The organism is Pannonibacter sp. I15F10I1, from assembly GCF_900185665.1.
Lineage (GTDB): Bacteria > Pseudomonadota > Alphaproteobacteria > Rhizobiales > Stappiaceae > Pannonibacter > Pannonibacter indicus.
In genome coordinates, this window is record NZ_FYAN01000002.1 from 84,406 (window position 1) to 102,030 (window position 17,625).

A 17,625-nucleotide genomic window follows, 5' to 3' on the forward strand; every position below is an offset into this window, starting at 1 on the left:
TCGGAAAATCAGCCCCCGCTCACTTGCCCTTGCGGTTCATCGCAGCAGCGAGAGCTGCGGCCATGGCGCTGTTGCCGCCGCTGGCCGGGGCCGGAGCCCCGCCACCACGGGGGGCACCGCCACCACGCGGGGCACCACCGCCGGGACGGGGGCCACGCGGATCACGAGGGCCATCCTGGCTGGTCCGCTCGCGCGCGGCCTGATAATCGGCGGCCTTCTTCATGGTCAGGGAGATGCGCTTGCGCTTGGCATCCACCTCCAGCACCGTCACCGAGACGATATCACCGGCCTTGACCACCTTGTGCGGATCATCGACGAACTTGTCGGCCAGCTGCGACACGTGGACAAGGCCGTCCTGATGCACGCCGATATCGACGAAAGCGCCGAAATTGGTGACGTTGGTGACCGTGCCTTCCAGCTTCATGCCCACGCGCAGGTCTGAAATCTCTTCCACGCCATCCAGCAGCGTTGCAGTCTTGAATTCCGGGCGCGGGTCGCGGCCCGGCTTTTCCAGCTCGGCGATGATATCGCGCACGGTCGGCAGGCCGAACCGCTCGTCGGTGAACTGCGCCGCATTCAGCGTCTTCAGGAAGGCGCTGTCGCCCATGATCTGGCGCACATCGCGGCCACAGGCCTTCACGATGCGCTCGGCCAGCGGATAGGCTTCCGGGTGCACGGAGGAGGAATCGAGCGGATTGCTGCCATCGCGGATGCGCAGGAAACCGGCACAAAGCTCGAAGGCCTTGGCGCCAAGGCGCGGCACATCCATCAGCTGCTTGCGGCTGGTAAAGCAGCCGATGCTGTCGCGGTGTTCCACCACGGCCTTGGCAAGACTTTCGCCCAGGCCTGAAATGCGGGCGAGCAGCGCAGGCGAGGCGGTGTTGAGATCCACACCCACCGCGTTCACCGCATCTTCCACAACGGCATCGAGTGCACGGGCCAGACGGGTCTGGTTCACGTCATGCTGATACTGGCCGACGCCGATGGACTTGGGCTCGATCTTGACGAGCTCGGCCAGCGGGTCCTGCAGGCGGCGGGCGATGGAGGCCGCACCGCGCAGGGACACATCCACATCCGGCATTTCCTTGGCCGCCAGTTCCGAGGCCGAATAGACCGAAGCCCCCGCCTCGTTGACGATGACCTTGATGGGCCGCGCCGCGACGGGAATATCTGCCAGGACCTCTGCCGCCAGACGGTCGGTCTCGCGGCTTGCCGTGCCGTTGCCGATGGCGATCAGCCCCACCTTGTGGCGGGCGATCAGCGCCAGCAGCGTGTTGCGGGCCCCGGCCATGTCGTTCTTCGGCTGGAAAGGATAGACGGTGGCCGTCTCCACCAGCTTGCCGGTGGCATCCACCACCGCCACCTTCACGCCCGTGCGGATGCCCGGGTCCAGCCCCAGCGTGGCGCGGGCACCAGCGGGAGCGGCGAGCAGCAGGTCCTTGAGGTTGCGGGCGAACACCTGAATGGCCTCTTCCTCGGCCCGGTCGCGCAGGTCACCCATCAGGTCAAGCTCAAGGTGCAGCGCCAGCTTCACCTTCCAGGCCCAGCGCGCCACATCCATCAGCCACTTATCCGCTGGGCGGCCCTGCTCGGAAATGCCGGCGGCATGCGCCACCATGCGCTCGACGGGCTTCAGCCCCTCGGTCACATCGGTGTCCACCGTCAGCTCGACGGAAAGCACACCCTCGTTGCGGCCCCGGAACAGCGCCAGTGCCCGGTGGCTGGGGATCTTGGCCCAGCTCTCGGAATAATCGAAATAATCGGCGAACTTGGCGCCAGGCTCCTGCTGGCCGTCGATGACCTTGGAGACGACCACGCCCTTGGCGGTCAGATACTCGCGCAGACGGCCGACCAGTTCGGCGTTTTCGGAGAAGCGCTCCATCAGGATCTGGCGTGCGCCATCCAGCGCGTCCTTCACCGTGGCCACGCCCTTTTCCTCGCTGACAAAGGCGGCAGCTTCCGTTTCCGGCACCTTGCGCGGATCGGTGAGCAGCGCATCGGCCAGCGGCTCCAGCCCCGCCTCGCGGGCAATCTGCGCCTTGGTGCGGCGCTTCTTCTTGAAAGGCAGATAAAGATCTTCCAGCACCGCCTTGGTGTCGGCCTGCGCGATCTTCAGCGCCAGCTCGTCCGTCAGCTTGCCCTGCTCATCAATCGACCGCACGATGGCGGCGCGCCGGTCTTCCATCTCGCGCAGATAGATCAGCCGCTCTTCCAGCTTGCGCAGCTGGGTGTCATCCAGCCCGCCGGTCGCTTCCTTGCGGTAGCGCGCGATGAAGGGCACCGTCGAACCCTCATCCAGCATCTGCACCGTGGCATTGACCTGGTTCGGCTGACAGCCGATCTCCTCCGCAATCCGCCGCGCAATCCTGAGCGCCACTTCGGGGGAGACCTGCGCCTTCTTGCCGGAAGCAGGCGTGGCGGCAAAGCCGGGGGTCTCGGGGCTCAGGTCGGAAAGATCGGACATGGGGTCGTTCCATCGCAAATTGATCGGATAGCCCCTGCCTTCCGCAGTCCGGCAAGGGAGCGCGGACGATAGAGCCCGCAAAGGCGGCGATAAAGAGACACCCCGCCACAGTCCACGGAAATGCAGGGTTTCACACAGGGAGTGGCACTTACGGATTGCCGCCCCTTCACCGCACCACGGTAATGCTCTCCGCTGCGCGGGTGACGGCGGTGTAGAGCCAGCGGTCGCGGTGCTCGCGGAAGGCGAAGCTTTCGTCGAAGAGGACGACGCGGTCCCATTGCGAGCCCTGGGCCTTGTGCACGGTGAGGGCATAGCCGAAATCGAATTCGTCGGACTTGCGCCGCAGGGCGTAGGGGATCTGCTCCGCGCCTTCCTCGAAGAGCGCAGGCATGACCTTGATTTCCACCGACTGCTTGCCCGGCTCGTCCTCGGGCATGATGTCGTAGCGCAGGGTGTTGCCCTTGGACTGTTTCTGCCGCTTCACCTGCCACAGACCGCCGTTGAGCAGGCCCCGGGTCTTGTCGTTTCTGAGGCACACCAGCTTGTCGCCAACGGCGGGCATGGGCTGGAGGAAGCCCTTCAGCTCGCGGATGCGGTTGTTGTAAAGGCGGCGGGTGCGGTTGGTGCCGACCAGCACCTGATCGGCGGCCAGGATCTGTTCCTTGTCGATCTCCCGGCGGGAGATGATGCGGCTGGCGCCGAAGGTGCCGTAATCAAGGCTGCCACCCTCGCGGATCGTCATGGACATGCGCACGATCGGATTGTCCTGCGCCTGCCGGTGCACCTCGGTCAGCATCACGTCCGGCTCGGCCTCGGTGAAATAGCCACCGCCCTTCACCGGCGGCAGCTGCGCCGGATCTCCCAGCACCAGCACCGGCGTGCCAAAGGACAGAAGATCGCGGCCAAGATCCTCATCCACCATGGAACATTCGTCGATGACGATGAGGGACGCCCGCGCCGCATCGCTGTCGCGCTTCAGGGCAAACTGCGGACCGCTGTCCTCGCCCTCCTCGACGATCTCCTCTTCCTTGGCCGCACGCGGCCGGTAGATCAGCGAGTGGATGGTGCCGGCATCCGTGCAGCCCTTCTGGCGCAGCACATGCGCAGCCTTGCCGGTGAAGGCGCCGAAGCACACATCGCCATCAATCCCTTCCGCCAGATGGCGGGCCAGCGTCGTCTTGCCCGTTCCGGCAAAGCCGAAAAGGCGGAACACCTGCTTGTCCCCGCGCTTCAGCCAGCGCGCGGCATCCGACAAGGCCTTTTCCTGCTGAGGCGACCAGAGCATCCGTGCGATTCCCGTTTCGTTCGCTCAAGGCAATAGCGGGTTTTTACCGCATCACCAAGGCTCGAAAACAAAAACCCCGCGAGACCGGCCGGCGGCCTCGCGGGGCATATCCTGAATGAGTTCTGCTTCAGGCGGCTGCAGCCTTGGCCGCGAGGCGGGCGCGGATGCTGTCCACATCGGCCTTCGGCGTCGCCCCGAAGAGGGTGCGGGTATACTCGTGCTGCGGGTTGTCGAACACCTCTTCACGGGTGCCGTATTCCACCACTTCGCCGTAATACATCACCATCACCTTGTCGGCGAGGTAACGCACCACCGACAGGTCGTGGCTGATGAACACATAGGTGAGGCCCATCTCGTCCTGCAGATCCTTCAGCAGGTTGAGGATCTGCGCCTGAACGGAGAGGTCAAGCGCGGAGACCGGCTCGTCCAGCACCAGGAGCTTGGGCTTCAGCATGATCGCCCGGGCAATGGCCACGCGCTGGCGCTGGCCGCCGGAGAACATGTGCGGATAGCGACCGTAATGCTCCGGCTTCAGCCCCACCTTTTCCAGCATGGACAGCGCCGCATCACGCCGCTCGGCAGCGGACATATCCGTGTTGAGCAGCAGCGGCTCTTCCAGAACGTGGCCGATCTTCTGGCGCGGGTTCAGCGAGCCATAGGGGTTCTGAAACACGATCTGCACCTTGCGGCGCATTTCGCGGGAGATGCCGGTCCTGGCGATGTCGATGGACAGGCCGTCGATCTCGATGGAGCCGGAGGTCTGAGGGTCGATCATGGTGAGGATGCGGGCAAGGGTGGACTTGCCGCAGCCGCTCTCGCCGACGATGGCAAGGGTGGAGCCGCGCTCCACATCGAAGCTGACGCCCTTCACCGCCTTCAGCACGCGAGGCTTGGCAAACAGGCCGCCGCCGATGACATATTCGCGCGTGACATCGCGCACCTTGAGGATTGCGTCACTCATGCGCCGGCCTCCTGCGCTGCAAAGGTCTTGGCAAAGTCGCTCACGGTCGGCAGCCGGTCGCCGGTGGCGTTTTCCGGCAGCGCCGACAGCAGCGCACGGGTGTAGGGGTGCTTGGGCGCCTCGAAGAGGGAGAGCACATCGGACTCCTCCATCTTCCGGCCCTGATACTGCACGATCACCCGGTCGGCGGTTTCGGCCACGACACCCATGTCATGGGTGATCATGATCAGCGCCATACCGCTGTCCTTCTGCAGCTTCATCAAGAGATCGAGGATCTGCTTCTGGATCGTCACGTCGAGCGCCGTCGTCGGCTCGTCGGCGATCAGCAGCTTCGGGGCGCAGGCGATGGCCATAGCGATCATCACGCGCTGGCACTGACCGCCCGACATCTGGTGCGGGAAGGAATTGACCCGGCGCTCCGGCTCGGGAATGCCCACCGCCTTCATCAGTTCCAGCACGCGGGCCTTGCGGGCGCTGCCGGAAAGATCCGTGTGCACCTTCAGCGCTTCATTGAGCTGGAAGCCGACGGTGAAGCACGGGTTGAGGCTGGCAATCGGCTCCTGGAAGATCATGGAGATGTCCTTGCCGATGACCTTGCGCCGCTCAACAGCCGAGAGCTTGCGCATGTCGCGGCCTTCAAACTCCATCTTGTCCGCCGTGATGGTGGCCGTGTCCGGCAGAAGCCCCATGGTGGCCAGCATGGCAACCGACTTGCCCGAACCGGACTCGCCGACGATGGCCAGCACTTCACCGGCCTCGACCGTATAGTCCACGCCGTCCAGCGCGCGGAACGGGCCCTTGGCGGTGTCGAACTCGACCCGGAGGTTGCGGATTTCAAGTAGCGCCATGGGCTTAGCTCCGCTTCAGCTTGGGATCGAGCGCATCACGCAGACCGTCGCCGACCAGGTTGATGGCCAGAACCGTGATGAGGATGGCAAGACCGGGGAAGGTGACGACCCACCAGGCGCGCGTGACGAATTCCCGCGCCTCCGCCAGCATCGTGCCCCATTCCGGGGTGGGAGCCTGAGCGCCCATGCCGAGGAAGCCGAGGGCGGCCGCATCGAGAATGGCGTTGGAGAAGGAGAGCGTTGCCTGCACGATCAGCGGCGCAACGCAATTCGGCAGGATGGTCTTGAACATCAGCCGCAAGTGCCCTGCCCCGGCCACGCGCGCCGCCACCACATAATCGCGGTTGCGCTCGGCCATGACCGCCGCACGGGTGAGGCGGACGAAATGCGGCTGCAGCACCAGGGCAATGGCGATCATCGCATTGGTCAAGCTGGGCCCAAGGATCGCGACCAGAACCAGCGCCAGCAGCAGGGACGGAAACGCCAGAATGATATCCATCACGCGCATGATGAACGTATCGACGGCACCACGGGCATAGCCGGCAACAAGGCCAAGCACGATCCCGCCAGAGGAAGCGATGGTCACCACCAGCGCGCCAATAAACAAAGAATACCGCGCACCAAAGATAAGCCTTGAAAGGATGTCACGCCCCACGGCATCGGTACCGAGCAGGAAGCGCCAATCGCCGCCTTCAACCCAGGCCGGCGGGACGAGGAAGCTGTCGCGGTACTGCACCTGCGGCGCATGCGGGGCGATGAGCGGCGCGAAAATCGCCATCAGCACCACGAGTGCGAACACGGCCAGGCCGATGACGGCACCGCGGCTCTGGGAGAAATAGTACCAGAATTCGGCCAGCATGGCGCGGGTGGCGTTGCGGCTTTCCTGGGCGAGCTTCTCGGCCGAAACGGGTGCGGCCTCTGAGGTTTTTGTCATGGTTTTTCCTCCGCGCTCAGTTGTGCCGGATACGCGGGTTGATGAGCCCGTAAAGCACGTCAACGATCAGGTTCACCAGCATGATGATGCCAGAAACCAGCAGCAGCCCTCCCTGTACGGCGAAGTAGTCTCTTCGAAGAACGCTATCGAGGAGCCACTTGCCAATGCCGGGCCAGGAGAAGATCGTCTCGGTCAGGATCGCGCCTGCCAGCAGGACACCTACCTGCAGGCCGATGGTGGTGATGACGGGGATCAGCGCGTTGCGCAGCGCATGCAGGCCAATCACCCGCAGCGGCGGCAGCCCCTTGGCCCGGGCCGTGCGCACATAATCCTCACCCATGACTTCCAGCATGGCCGAGCGGGTCTGCCGGGCGATAACGGCCAGCGGAATGGTCGCCAGCACAATCGAGGGAAGAATCAGATGGCGGACGGCAGACAGGAACGCGCCCTTCTGCCCGGACAGCAGGCTGTCGATCAGCATGAAGCCGGTCACCTGCGGGAAGAAATACATCAGCGAGATGCGGCCCGAAACCGGTGTCCACTGCAGTGTCACCGAGAACAGGATGATCAGCAGCAGACCCCACCAGAAGATCGGCATGGAATAGCCGACGAGCGCGGTGCCCATGATGGTCTGATCGGCCACCGTGCCGCGCTTGACTGCCGCGAAGATGCCAAGCGGGATGCCCAGCAGCACGGCAATGAGAATGGCGCAGAAGGCAAGTTCCACCGTCGCGGGGAAGAGTTGCAGAAACTCGGTCAGGATCGGCTTCTTGGTGGCGAAAGAGACGCCCAGATCGCCGTGAAAAATCTTGACGAGGAAGTCGAGATATTGCTCCCACAGTGGCTTGTCGAAGCCCAGCTGCTGGAAAATCAGCGCCTTGCGCTCGGGATCAATGCCGCGCTCCCCTGCCAGAAGCTCAACCGGATCACCCGGGAGCAGGCGGATGAAGCTGAAGGAGATCAGCGTCACACCGAGAAAGGTCGGAATGAGCAGGCCGAGACGGCTCAGGAGAAATCGTATCATGGTCCGGTTCCGGATGAGGGGCAGCGGCACGCCTGGCTGAGCCAGCGCGCCGCCACCCGGGAACAGCAAAGGGCAGCGGCGCCAGTTGGCTCCGCTGCCCCGCGAGTGTCACCGATTATTCAGCGATGTCGACACCAACGAAGGAATGGCCGCCGAGCGGATCCATGACGTAGCCGGAGACATTCTTCGACATCGGCATGAACACGACGGAGTGAGCGATGGTTGCCCACGGAGCCTGCTCCTTGAAGACGACCTGAGCTTCTTCATAAAGCTTGGTGCGCTCTTCCTTGGTGGAGACGGTCTTGGCCTTCTTCACGAGCGCGTCGAAGTCCTGGTTGCACCACTGGGCACGGTTTGCACCGCCCACAGCGTCACAGCCCAGCAGAACGGCCAGGAAGTTGTCCGGGTCGCCGTTGTCACCGGTCCAGCCGAGGAGCACGGCGCCATCGCGCTGCACATCGCTCGAGCGCTTCAGGTACTCGGCCCATTCGTAGGAAACGATCTCGACCTTGACGCCGATCTTGTCGAAGTCAGCCTGGATCAGCTCCGCCATGCGGCGGGCATTCGGGTTGTAGGGACGCTGCACCGGCATCGCCCAGACCTTCATGCTCAGATCCGTCACACCTGCTTCTTCAAGCATCTTCTTGGCCGCTTCCGGATCGTACGGATCGTCCTGGATGGAGGTGTTGTAGGACCACATGGTCGGCGGGATCGGGTTGGTGGCCTTCTGGCCGGAGCCCTGGAACACACCGTAGATGATGGCGTCCTTGTTGATCGCCATGTTGAGTGCCTTGCGCACTTCCGGCTTGTCGAACGGCGCCACCTGGGTGTTGTAGGCCAGGTAGCCGATGTTCAGGCCTTCCTGTTCCATCAGCTGCAGGTTGGCATCTGCCTTGATGGCCTCAATGTCGGCCGGGGCCGGATAAGGCATCACATGGCACTCGCCGGCCTTCAGCTTCTGCAGGCGCACGGCCGCATCCGTGGTGATGGCGAAGACGAGGTTATCGGCCGGCTGCTTGCCGTCCCAGTAGTCGGCGAAAGCCTGATAGCGGATCACCGCATCCTTCTGGTAGCCGACGAAGGCGAACGGGCCGGTGCCGATCGGCTGCTGGTTCAGCTGATCCCGGGTGCCGGCCTTGTCGAGCTGCTCGGCATATTCGGCGGAGAGGATCGAGGCGAAGTCCATGGCCAGATTCGCCATCATCGGCGCTTCCGGACGGGTCAGGACGAACTTCACGGTGTAATCGTCGACCTTGACGATTTCCTTCACCAGCTCCGGCATGGACATGCCGTCATAATATTCCCAGGAAGCGCCAGCGGTGTACTGGTTCCAGGGGTTGTCCTTCTGGCCCTGACGGTTGAAGGAGAACAGAACGTCGTCAGCGTTGAACTCACGCGTCGGGGTGAAATAGTCGGTGGTGTGGAACTTCACGCCCTTGCGCAGGTTGAACGTGTATTCCAGCCCGTCGTCGGATACGGACCAGCTTTCGGCGAGGCCCGGAACAACTTCCGTGGTGCCCGGCTTGAACTGGACGAGACGGTTGTAGACGGTCTTGGAGGACGCATCGAACGTGGTGCCGGACGTGTAGAGTGCCGGGTCGAAGCCTTCCGGAGAGCCCTCGGAGCAATAGACCAGCGTCTTTGCCTGCGCGCCGGTTGCAGCAACGCCAATGAGGGTTGCACCCAGAAGCGCAGCCTTGAGGGTTTTACGCATCATCATCAAACTGTTCTCCCCTTTGATGAAAGGGCCGCGACCCCGCCGTTAATGTTTGGCGGGCTGGAACACGGCCTTGAGCGAAATAAGGCCGCTTTTTGGCCTGAAATCAACCGCCAAATTATTTCTTCTTCTCCGCGGATCTGGAAGGATTTTTCCAATTCTCTCCGCAGAACAAAAAGACAAAGCTAAACTGAAGCCAATATATGAAAAACGATCCCGAGTTCCTTTCGGATCCGGAGGGCAGCCAAGAGTCAAAAAAGAAAAAAATCGAACACACACCAACATCAAGCCACACGAATAAGTCGTATTATTCGTTAGTCTGACAGACCACGGTTGACCGCACATAGAAGACTTTGACCATTTGTACAAAAATTATGGCCAGCCGGTTTTGCACCCGGCACAGCACGGCAGGCCAGGGCAATCTTGTGCGAAGGCGCTACGTCGCAGAGGCAGATCCGGGCCCGCTACCCTTGGACTGATCCTCTTGCGTCAGCATCGGCGGGCGTCCGTCGGCCACATGATAGGTGACCTGCGGGAACGGAATCTCGATGCCATGCTCGTCGAAGGCAATCTTGAGCTGCTCGTTATAGGCGCGTCCCGTAGCCCACTGGGCGCCGGGGAAGGTCTTGATGCGGGCACGCAATGTGATGGCGGAATCACCGAAGGCCGTGACACCGTGCATGTCGAGATCGCCGATGATGCTGCCGCCGGCCGGCAGACCTTTCAGCCGGTCGAACGCCTCCTTCATCGCCGCCTTCGCCTTGGCAATATCCGTGTTGTAGGCAACGCCGATCTCCGCCACATGGAAGGAGAAGTCGCGCATGAAGTTCGACACCATGTCGACCGACGAGAACGGGATGATATGTGTGGTGCCGTTCACATCGCGCATGCGCACGGAGCGCACGGTCAGCCGTTCCACCGAACCCGTAATCCCGGCGACGGTGACCACATCGCCCTCATTGATGGCATTCTCGATCTGGATGAAGGCACCGGTGATGATGTCCTTCACCAGGGTCTGCGCACCGAAGGAAACAGCAAGGCCCAGAACACCGGCACCAGCGATCAGCGGGCCGATGTCGACGCCCAGTTCCGACAAGGCCAGCAGGGCAGCCATGATGATCACGATCACCGTGAAGGCATTGCGGAACAGCTGGAACAAGGTCCGCTCGCGCGACGAAATGATGGAATCATTCCGGCCCTTGAGGCGCAGATCCGTCCAGGACATGACCGCCAGCCAGATACCGAAGCAGATGAGCACAATCACCAAGGCCGAGGTAAGACGGCCCATCAGTCCGCCGCCGGCCCCTTCAAAGAGCCAGCCAGTCACATCCAGCACCGACCAGACCTGCAGCAGGATGGCACCCGCCAGCAGGCCAACCAGCACCCGCAGCACCTGCAGCACATGAGGAATGAACCGGTTCACCCGGCCCTCCAGCTCGGGCAACGTCTCCTTCAGGTCCTCCGGCAGGCGGATGCCTCCGGAAATGGCCCTTGTCATCATCAGCGACAGCAGCATGGCGCCAAGCACCGTCAGCATGGTCAGGCCGGTGCCGGTCACCACCACACGGGTCGCCTCGAACGGCCGGGTGATCCAGATGCCGAACACCACGAGGATGTAGAGCAGGGCCAGCGGCGCCCACACTCGGGAGAGTGCGAGCAAGGCATGGCGCCCGATTTCCCCTTCCAGCGAATGGGCATAGGCCGCCATGGAGGTTTTGACATCATTGCGGTTGACCAGGACGATGATGGCCGCAATCGCCGTTGCCAGCAGCACGACCAGAACCCGCAAGGCATTGCCCACTGCGATCGAAATCGTCAGGTTTGCCACAGGCACCGCCAGCATCACCCCATAGCCAAGGAATGACACCACAAATCCCAGCCGCCGCGACCAGTAGCGCGCATGTGTATTGGACATCGGCAGCAGGCGCAGCTTTTCGCGCGCAGGTGAAAAGGTGATGCGAAGAGCCAGCCGGGCAAGCCCGGTGATCACAAAGGCATTGAGCGCCAGCGTCTCAAACAGGGAAAGGCCGCTCTGCAACGGCCCAAGCCGGATCAGCGCCGCCGCATAACCAGCCACGGCCCCCAGCAGAAGGGCCACCACGTCTGCCAATGCCAGCAACAGCAGCAGGCCTGCGCGCCAGAGCCAGCCGCGCTGCCCTGCCTGCTTCTCGAGCCTGTCGGCCACCGGGCGGCCAAACTGCCGCAGCAGCCAGTAAACGGCGAAAGCGCAGGCAAAAACAACCAGCAACTCAAGCGCGGTGTGGCGGATTCGGTCCCATTTGACCGTCACTTCTCCGGTCGCGAGCAAGTGAAACCCCCGCAGGGAAATCGTCATGCGCTCGGCAACATTGATGAAGTCGTCGATCACATATTTGGTGTAGGCCCCTACCCTGACCGCAAAGGTGTCATCCTGCGGCTCGGCTGCAGCAGGCGCCGCAGGTGCGGCAGCACCATTCGAAGCACCGGAAGCAGCACCGCCTGCCTGTTCCGCCTGCCCCAGCCCTTCCAGAAGCCCGATCAGCGCCGCCCGGCCAGCGGGATCCTGCAGCACCTTGACCAGTGCATCACGGGCCTCGGTCATAGATTGCCGCTCACCGGCCGCCGTAGTGACGGCGGCCGCGCCCGCCTGCTGCGCCCCTTGTGCCTGGGCCTGAGGCGCCCCCTGCGATCCGGAAGCCTGACTGGACTGCGCTGATGTCTGGGCCGGAGTTTGCCCCGGCCTCGAAGCCTCGGAAGCTGGCCGGGATTGCAGTTGCGGCTGATCCTGCTGGGCCGCAGGCACGCTCAGCGGAGCGCCATTTTGTGCAGCAACCGGGCTAAGCGCCGCAGCCGCCAACAGAACGGCCAACAGGGGACCGCAAAAGCGGCCGAGCGAAGCTGTGAGTCGGGCTGTTGTGCATCTCATGCGCTAAGTCATAGCAAACAATACGGCAATATCCAGACTGGCAGCATGACAGAGGCAGCAGATGGAGTTTTTCCGTGCAGGCAACCGGATTAGGCAATCCCGGAATTCCCTTGACTGAGACGATCTGCCGTCCAGAAAAGGTCAGGACCTTCAAGGCAGGCTGATAACCCTTTGCTAACAGTAAGAACACTAAATTGCCCCTGGAAACAGACGGAAAAATCATGGCCGAAGAGCTGATTAGTCTAGCCATGAACCCTTCTGCGGATGCTCGCCTCGAGCTGATGCAGAAGCTGGCAGACATTTTACTGCTTCGGGCAGACCAAAACTCCGTCGAGGAACTGCAGCTGTTCGACCAGGTGATTCAGCGCCTGCTCGACGACAGCCCGCTGGACGACCGCGTGCGCCTTGCGGAAAAGATCGGTCCCTTTGCAGGAACCCCCACCGGGCTTGCAGTCCGGCTGGCGCAGGACGAGCTTCAGGTCGCCCGCCCGGTTCTGGAACACTCTCCGGCCCTTGGCCCGCAGGAACTGGCCACCCTTGCAGAGGATCTCGGGGAAGATCACCTTGAATGCATGACCCGGCGCGGTGATCTGCCGGCGGACGTGTCAGACACATTGGTCCGGCGCGGTCAGGTCCGGGTCTGGCGCCGCCTGGCGGGCAACCGCCGCATCAGGCTCTCGGAAGGCGCACTGGCGAGCCTTGCGAAAGCTGCCCAGGATGATGCTGCGCTGAGGGAAGAAATGACGCTGCGCGCCGACCTGACACCCCGCATCTGCCGCAGCCTGATCCCTTTCGTCGGCAAGGAAACCCAGGAGCGCCTGAAAGAACTGGCAGCCGGCAAGCTGACAGCCGAAGATCTGGAGGGAATCGCCCGCCGGCGCAAGATCCGGCGCAAACTGGGAACGCTTCTGGACACATCCAACACCGGCCGGCTCTGGCGCGCCATCACCCTCGGCTCCGCCCTGCTGGACGATGTCATTCTGCTCATGCTCGAAGATGACCGGTTGACCAATGCAGCCGATCTCATCGCCCTGGCCTGCAACACCCACAAAGCGCATGTACGCTCCGCCGTGTTCAGCGTCGAAGGTGACAGGCTGCTGCACTTCGCCCGCCTCGCCGGGCTGTCCGTCTCAAGCTTCGCCCATCTTGTCCGCGCGCGCTCCAAGCACATGCATATCCAGCCAGATCATGCAGAAGCCCTCATCGAACGCTTTGCGAGCGAGACCCCCAGCGAGCTGGAACGCAAGCGTGCCCGCAGCGACTTTGCAGCACACCGTCCGCGCCGACCGCCTTCCGAAACCCCATCATCATGACCTGCGGACAGCACATCAGTGCATGCTGAAACGGCACGAGGCCCGCGCATCCACGCGAGCCCCGTGTCCGTTCTGAAAATTCCGGTCAGCGGGCGCGTACGCGTCCTGCAACTTCATCCAGCTGATCCTGCTCTGCCTGCTCCTGCGCTTCCCGCTCCCGCTGATGGTCGCGCTCTTCGAGCTGCTCGAATTTCTTCAGCTCTTCAATCGCTTCGCTCAGCTCGTCGCGGGCCTTTTCCAGCTGGTCATCCAGCTCATGCGCGGAGTTGCGCAGATTGTCGCGCCGCGTTGCCGCGGCCTTTGCAAAGGTCGGATAGGCAAAATGCGTGACGTCGGTGATGCCGACACGCTCCTGCTCGGTCCGGATCTGGTCGTCGAGTTCATCCGCCATGCGGTGAAATTCGGCGATCATCGATTCAATCTGGGTAACCTGGCGGCGCTTCTCGTCCACCTGGAACCGCTTCAGACGAATGAGGCTTTCTCGGGACTTCATTACTCGGTACTCCCCTTACAAGGCGCACTCTAACCCGGAGTCATTTCCAAAAGGTTGGCAAGCTGCATGTAGCCCTCATCCAGAGGCGTCGCCTCGCCCTTGCCCTGTGTCAGAAATGTCTCAAGCGCATCATGACGTGAAATCGCCTCGTCCACCAAGGGGTCCGACCCGCGCCGGTAGGCACCAAGGCGAATGAGTTCTTCCATGTCCGCAAAAGTCGCCATCAGCGCCTTGGCCTTGCGCAGCACCGGGAGATAGTCCTGCGGAACACAGCGCGGCATGGTTCGCGAAACTGACTTTAGCACATTGATGGCCGGATACCGCCCTCTTTCGGCAATCGACCGTTCCATCACCACGTGCCCATCCAGAATGCCGCGCACCGCATCGGCCACGGGCTCATTGTGGTTGTCGCCTTCCACCAGCACGGTGAACAGGCCGGTGATCGAACCGCTGCCCACCTTGCCCGGACCGGCACGCTCCAGGAGGCGCGGCAATTCGGTGAAGACGGTCGGCGTATAGCCCTTGGAGGTCGGCGGCTCCCCGATGGACAGGCCGATCTCGCGCTGCGCCATGGCAAAGCGGGTGATCGAATCCATCATGCAGAGCACCTTCTTGCCCTCGTCACGGAAATATTCCGCAACCGTCATGGCCAGATAGGCCGCCTGACGGCGCATCAGCACGCTTTCATCCGACGTGGCCACCACGACGACCGAGCGGGCGAGCCCCTCCTCGCCCAGGTCATCCTCGATGAATTCCTGCACCTCGCGCCCGCGCTCGCCGATGAGCCCGATCACCGACACATCACAATCCGTATTGCGTGCCAGCATCGACATGAGCACCGACTTGCCCACGCCGGAACCGGCGAAGATGCCGATACGCTGGCCTTCGCAACAGGTGATAAAGGTGTTGAGCGCCCTCACCCCCAGATCCAGCGGCGGGCCGACACGGGCCCGGTCGGCAGCCGGAGGCGGCGCGGTGCGCAAACGTTTCGCCGCCTCGCCGCCGGGCAGAGGCCCCTTCCCATCGATCGGCTCGCCCATGGCGTTGATGACGCGGCCCAGCCAGCGGGCCGCCGGATGCACGACACTGTCACGCGAAGCGACAAGCGCCCGGCACCCCATGCGTACGCCTTCGAGACCCGAAAACGGCATGCACAGCGCATGACCGGAGCGGAAGCCCACCACCTCGGCATAGACGGGCGGAATGCCATCGCCAATGTCGATGGCCAGCCGGGCACCAACGCTCATCTCGTGAATGGGACCGGCAATTTCGACCAGCAGACCCTGCACCGCCACAACCCGGCCCCATATCTGAGCGGGCATCAACGATTCGATCTCTGCAAAAAGTGCCTTCACACCAAACTTCCTCTCGATCCGTGGGCCGCTGGTAACCGAACGTTTACATCTCTGCTTAATGTTAATGAACGAAGCGTTGAGAGGCGAAAGCCATTTCAGGGCGTGATGGTAAGGTCAAACGAGTCTGAATGGAATCAGCTAGCCTGATTTCCTGATGTGAAACGTTAACGCATATGGAAGCCCAGATTGCCCGGGCTCTCACATGACTGGGCGTTTTTTCACAGTTTCAGACTATTGGTGCTTGCTGCGGGGAATCAGAATTTGTTAACCATAATTCACGAAGTGAGTCGGGGTTGACAATCAGTCCTACGTAGCGCGCGCACCGGCTGAACTGTTGCGATTTGCCCAGAATAGGCAGCACAAGGGGATTGACATGCGTGTATTGTTGATTGAGGACGATAGCGCCACTGCGCAGAGCATCGAGCTGATGCTGAAGTCCGAGAATTTCAACGTCTACACGACAGATCTTGGCGAGGAAGGCATCGACCTCGGCAAGCTGTACGACTACGACATCATTATGCTGGATCTTAACCTGCCGGACATGTCAGGTTACGAAGTCCTGCGAACACTGCGCGTCTCCAAGGTCAAGACACCGATCCTGATCCTCTCCGGCCTTGCCGGCATTGAGGACAAGGTGCGTGGCCTCGGCTTCGGCGCCGACGACTACATGACCAAGCCGTTCCACAAGGACGAACTGGTTGCCCGTATCCACGCCATCGTCCGCCGCTCGAAGGGTCACGCACAGTCCGTGATCGTTACCGGCGACCTGCGCGTCAACCTCGACACCAAGACGGTGGAAGTCGCTGGCCAGCGCGTCCACCTGACCGGCAAGGAGTACCAGATGCTGGAACTCCTGTCCCTGCGCAAGGGCACGACCCTGACCAAGGAAATGTTCCTGAACCACCTCTATGGCGGCATGGACGAGCCGGAACTGAAGATCATCGACGTGTTCATCTGCAAGCTGCGCAAGAAGCTCGCATCGGCCACCTCCGGCAAGAACTACATCGAAACGGTCTGGGGCCGTGGCTATGTGCTGCGTGAACCCGACATGGAAGTGGCTGCCTGAGACAGCCACCCCGCTTCATCCGCTTCAGGAGAACCTCCGTCCGCAGGGCCGGGGGTTTTTCTTTTGCAATCTGAGCCGCAAATTGCAAGAAACCCGCGCCCGGAAGCCGGACGCGGGTTTCCTCGGGATCTGGCCGATTCCCTTATACCAAGGCTCTGAGATGCTGACGCATCACGCCTTGGAAATGCTCAATCGCCGCACGGGCTTAACCGGCGCTCGATGAGTCAATCTCATCGAGCGCCGGTATTACAGGTTAAGCTGATAGGCGGCCGGCACGTACCGGAAGCCATCGCCATTGGTCTCGACAAAGCCGACGGTGGGGAATGGCATGTGATAACCGGCGAAGGCCACCCGGTCAGCGGCAATCATGCCCAGCACCTTGCGGCGCGTTTCCGCTGCGGCGGCCTTGTCCATGTCGAAGCGGACTTCCCAGTCCGGATGGGCCAGTGACCAGACGAAATGATTGGTCATGTCGGCGGTCAGCACCAGGCGCCGGCCTTCCGATTCCAGATTGTAGATCATGTGGCCCGGCGTATGCCCGGCAGCATCCATGCCGGTGATGCCGGAAACCACGGCGCCACCGTCACCAATGAAGGTCATCTTTTCGGCGAAAGGCTTGACGTGGGTTTCCATCAGCTTGGCCACGCCATTGCTGGCCGGATCCTGCGCGGCCCAGAAATCATACTCGGCCTGGCCCGCAACATAGACCGCATTCGGGAAAGCGGGATTGCCGCCCTCCAGCATGCCGCCGATGTGGTCCGGGTGCATATGGGTCAGCACCACAATATCCACCTGCTCGGGGCTGTAGCCTGCGGCCTGCAGCGCAGCACGCATGTTGCCACGGTCCGGGCGTCCGCCCTCACCCACACCGGTATCGAACAGCACCAGCTGCTCACCGGTATTGACCAGTACGGGCGTGAAGGAATTGCGGAACTTGTTCACCGGCAGGAAATTGGCCTCGGACACCGCGTTGAACTCTTCGGCGGGCACATTCATGCCGAAGGTCTTCTGCGGCTCCTCGCTCACCGCAGCCCCGTCCAGAAGGGCCGTCACCTCGAAGGCGCCCACCTTGAAGCGGGAGACGGAAAGAAGGGCTTCCGTCTGCATGGGTGCTGCGGCCTGCGCGCGAAGCGGCGCAAGACCCAGACCGAGGCCCGCTGCGCCCGCGGCTGTCAGACCCGCGGCGCCTCCGGCCAGAATATGGCGGCGATTGAATGAAACTGGCTGATCCATCATCCCGGTTCTCCAAATGATCAGTCG

Annotated in this window: 13 protein-coding genes; 2 read left to right on the top strand and 11 right to left on the bottom strand. The window is 62.4% G+C overall.

The window, feature by feature from the left end:
- Positions 1–19: 19 nt before the first annotated feature.
- The 8 genes from IF10I1_RS00340 to IF10I1_RS00375 all read right to left on the bottom strand — a co-directional run bounded on the left by IF10I1_RS00340 (position 20) and on the right by IF10I1_RS00375 (position 11,814).
- Positions 20–2,464 carry a Tex family protein gene (locus IF10I1_RS00340; protein WP_186391791.1) on the bottom strand — a complete coding sequence of 815 codons (2,445 nt, stop codon included), beginning with the start codon at positions 2,462–2,464 and terminating at the stop codon, positions 20–22.
- A gap of 166 nt (positions 2,465–2,630) precedes the next feature.
- The gene (locus tag IF10I1_RS00345) at positions 2,631–3,749 is read right to left on the bottom strand and encodes an ATP-dependent RecD-like DNA helicase (protein WP_186391790.1); all 1,119 of its coding nucleotides are present in this window, start codon (positions 3,747–3,749) and stop codon (positions 2,631–2,633) included.
- Positions 3,750–3,876: 127 nt separating this feature from the next.
- On the bottom strand, positions 3,877–4,710 hold the full coding sequence (locus tag IF10I1_RS00350) for a dipeptide ABC transporter ATP-binding protein (protein WP_050472506.1): 834 nt from the start codon (positions 4,708–4,710) through the stop codon (positions 3,877–3,879).
- Entirely contained in the window at positions 4,707–5,558 is an 852-nt protein-coding gene (locus IF10I1_RS00355) for an ABC transporter ATP-binding protein (protein ID WP_082205889.1), read from the bottom strand. Before IF10I1_RS00355 ends, IF10I1_RS00350 begins: the two co-directional genes overlap by 4 nt.
- A gap of 4 nt (positions 5,559–5,562) precedes the next feature.
- The gene (locus IF10I1_RS00360) at positions 5,563–6,417 is read right to left on the bottom strand and encodes an ABC transporter permease subunit (RefSeq protein ID WP_244274473.1); all 855 of its coding nucleotides are present in this window, start codon (positions 6,415–6,417) and stop codon (positions 5,563–5,565) included.
- A gap of 91 nt (positions 6,418–6,508) precedes the next feature.
- Positions 6,509–7,516, bottom strand: coding sequence for an ABC transporter permease subunit (locus tag IF10I1_RS00365; RefSeq protein ID WP_050472563.1), 1,008 nt, complete (start codon positions 7,514–7,516; stop codon positions 6,509–6,511).
- Between the two features lie 115 nt (positions 7,517–7,631).
- Complete coding sequence (locus tag IF10I1_RS00370) at positions 7,632–9,236, bottom strand: ABC transporter substrate-binding protein (protein ID WP_122521987.1); 1,605 nt, start codon at positions 9,234–9,236, stop codon at positions 7,632–7,634.
- 433 nt (positions 9,237–9,669) lie between these two features.
- Complete coding sequence (locus tag IF10I1_RS00375) at positions 9,670–11,814, bottom strand: mechanosensitive ion channel domain-containing protein (RefSeq protein ID WP_208977530.1); 2,145 nt, start codon at positions 11,812–11,814, stop codon at positions 9,670–9,672.
- Positions 11,815–12,359: 545 nt separating this feature from the next.
- Here IF10I1_RS00375 and IF10I1_RS00380 point away from each other — a divergent pair.
- A complete protein-coding gene (locus IF10I1_RS00380) occupies positions 12,360–13,451 on the top strand; it encodes a DUF2336 domain-containing protein (protein ID WP_186391789.1) in 1,092 nt (363 codons plus the stop codon).
- A gap of 85 nt (positions 13,452–13,536) precedes the next feature.
- On the opposite strand, the gene fliJ is transcribed toward IF10I1_RS00380, so the two are convergent.
- Positions 13,537–13,944 (bottom strand): flagellar export protein FliJ, encoded by a 408-nt coding sequence (gene fliJ, locus IF10I1_RS00385; protein WP_019965066.1) that lies wholly within the window; start codon positions 13,942–13,944, stop codon positions 13,537–13,539.
- 29 nt (positions 13,945–13,973) lie between these two features.
- On the bottom strand, positions 13,974–15,299 hold the full coding sequence (gene fliI / locus IF10I1_RS00390; RefSeq protein ID WP_050472502.1) for a flagellar protein export ATPase FliI: 1,326 nt from the start codon (positions 15,297–15,299) through the stop codon (positions 13,974–13,976).
- A 373-nt stretch (positions 15,300–15,672) separates the two neighbouring features.
- On the opposite strand from fliI, the gene ctrA reads away from it, so the two are divergent.
- A complete protein-coding gene (gene ctrA, locus IF10I1_RS00395; RefSeq protein ID WP_019965068.1) occupies positions 15,673–16,365 on the top strand; it encodes a response regulator transcription factor CtrA in 693 nt (230 codons plus the stop codon).
- Positions 16,366–16,611: 246 nt separating this feature from the next.
- On the opposite strand, the gene IF10I1_RS00400 is transcribed toward ctrA, so the two are convergent.
- Positions 16,612–17,598 carry an MBL fold metallo-hydrolase gene (locus tag IF10I1_RS00400; protein ID WP_208977553.1) on the bottom strand — a complete coding sequence of 329 codons (987 nt, stop codon included), beginning with the start codon at positions 17,596–17,598 and terminating at the stop codon, positions 16,612–16,614.
- Positions 17,599–17,625: the final 27 nt, after the last annotated feature.

Bases quoted from the DNA above. Each gene is read 5' to 3' on its own strand.
- fliJ (WP_019965066.1), bottom strand. From the start codon at position 13,944: ATGAAGTCCCGAGAAAGCCTCATTCGTCTGAAGCGGTTCCAGGTGGAC.
- IF10I1_RS00355 (WP_082205889.1), bottom strand. From the start codon at position 5,558: ATGGCGCTACTTGAAATCCGCAACCTCCGGGTCGAGTTCGACACCGCC.
- IF10I1_RS00400 (WP_208977553.1), bottom strand. From the start codon at position 17,598: ATGGATCAGCCAGTTTCATTCAATCGCCGCCATATTCTGGCCGGAGGC.
- ctrA (WP_019965068.1), top strand. From the start codon at position 15,673: ATGCGTGTATTGTTGATTGAGGACGATAGCGCCACTGCGCAGAGCATC.
- IF10I1_RS00370 (WP_122521987.1), bottom strand. From the start codon at position 9,236: ATGATGATGCGTAAAACCCTCAAGGCTGCGCTTCTGGGTGCAACCCTC.
- IF10I1_RS00375 (WP_208977530.1), bottom strand. From the start codon at position 11,814: ATGACCGAGGCCCGTGATGCACTGGTCAAGGTGCTGCAGGATCCCGCT.
- IF10I1_RS00350 (WP_050472506.1), bottom strand. From the start codon at position 4,710: ATGAGTGACGCAATCCTCAAGGTGCGCGATGTCACGCGCGAATATGTC.
- IF10I1_RS00365 (WP_050472563.1), bottom strand. From the start codon at position 7,516: ATGATACGATTTCTCCTGAGCCGTCTCGGCCTGCTCATTCCGACCTTT.
- IF10I1_RS00380 (WP_186391789.1), top strand. From the start codon at position 12,360: ATGGCCGAAGAGCTGATTAGTCTAGCCATGAACCCTTCTGCGGATGCT.
- IF10I1_RS00360 (WP_244274473.1), bottom strand. From the start codon at position 6,417: ATGCTGGCCGAATTCTGGTACTATTTCTCCCAGAGCCGCGGTGCCGTC.
- IF10I1_RS00340 (WP_186391791.1), bottom strand. From the start codon at position 2,464: ATGTCCGATCTTTCCGACCTGAGCCCCGAGACCCCCGGCTTTGCCGCC.
- IF10I1_RS00345 (WP_186391790.1), bottom strand. From the start codon at position 3,749: ATGCTCTGGTCGCCTCAGCAGGAAAAGGCCTTGTCGGATGCCGCGCGC.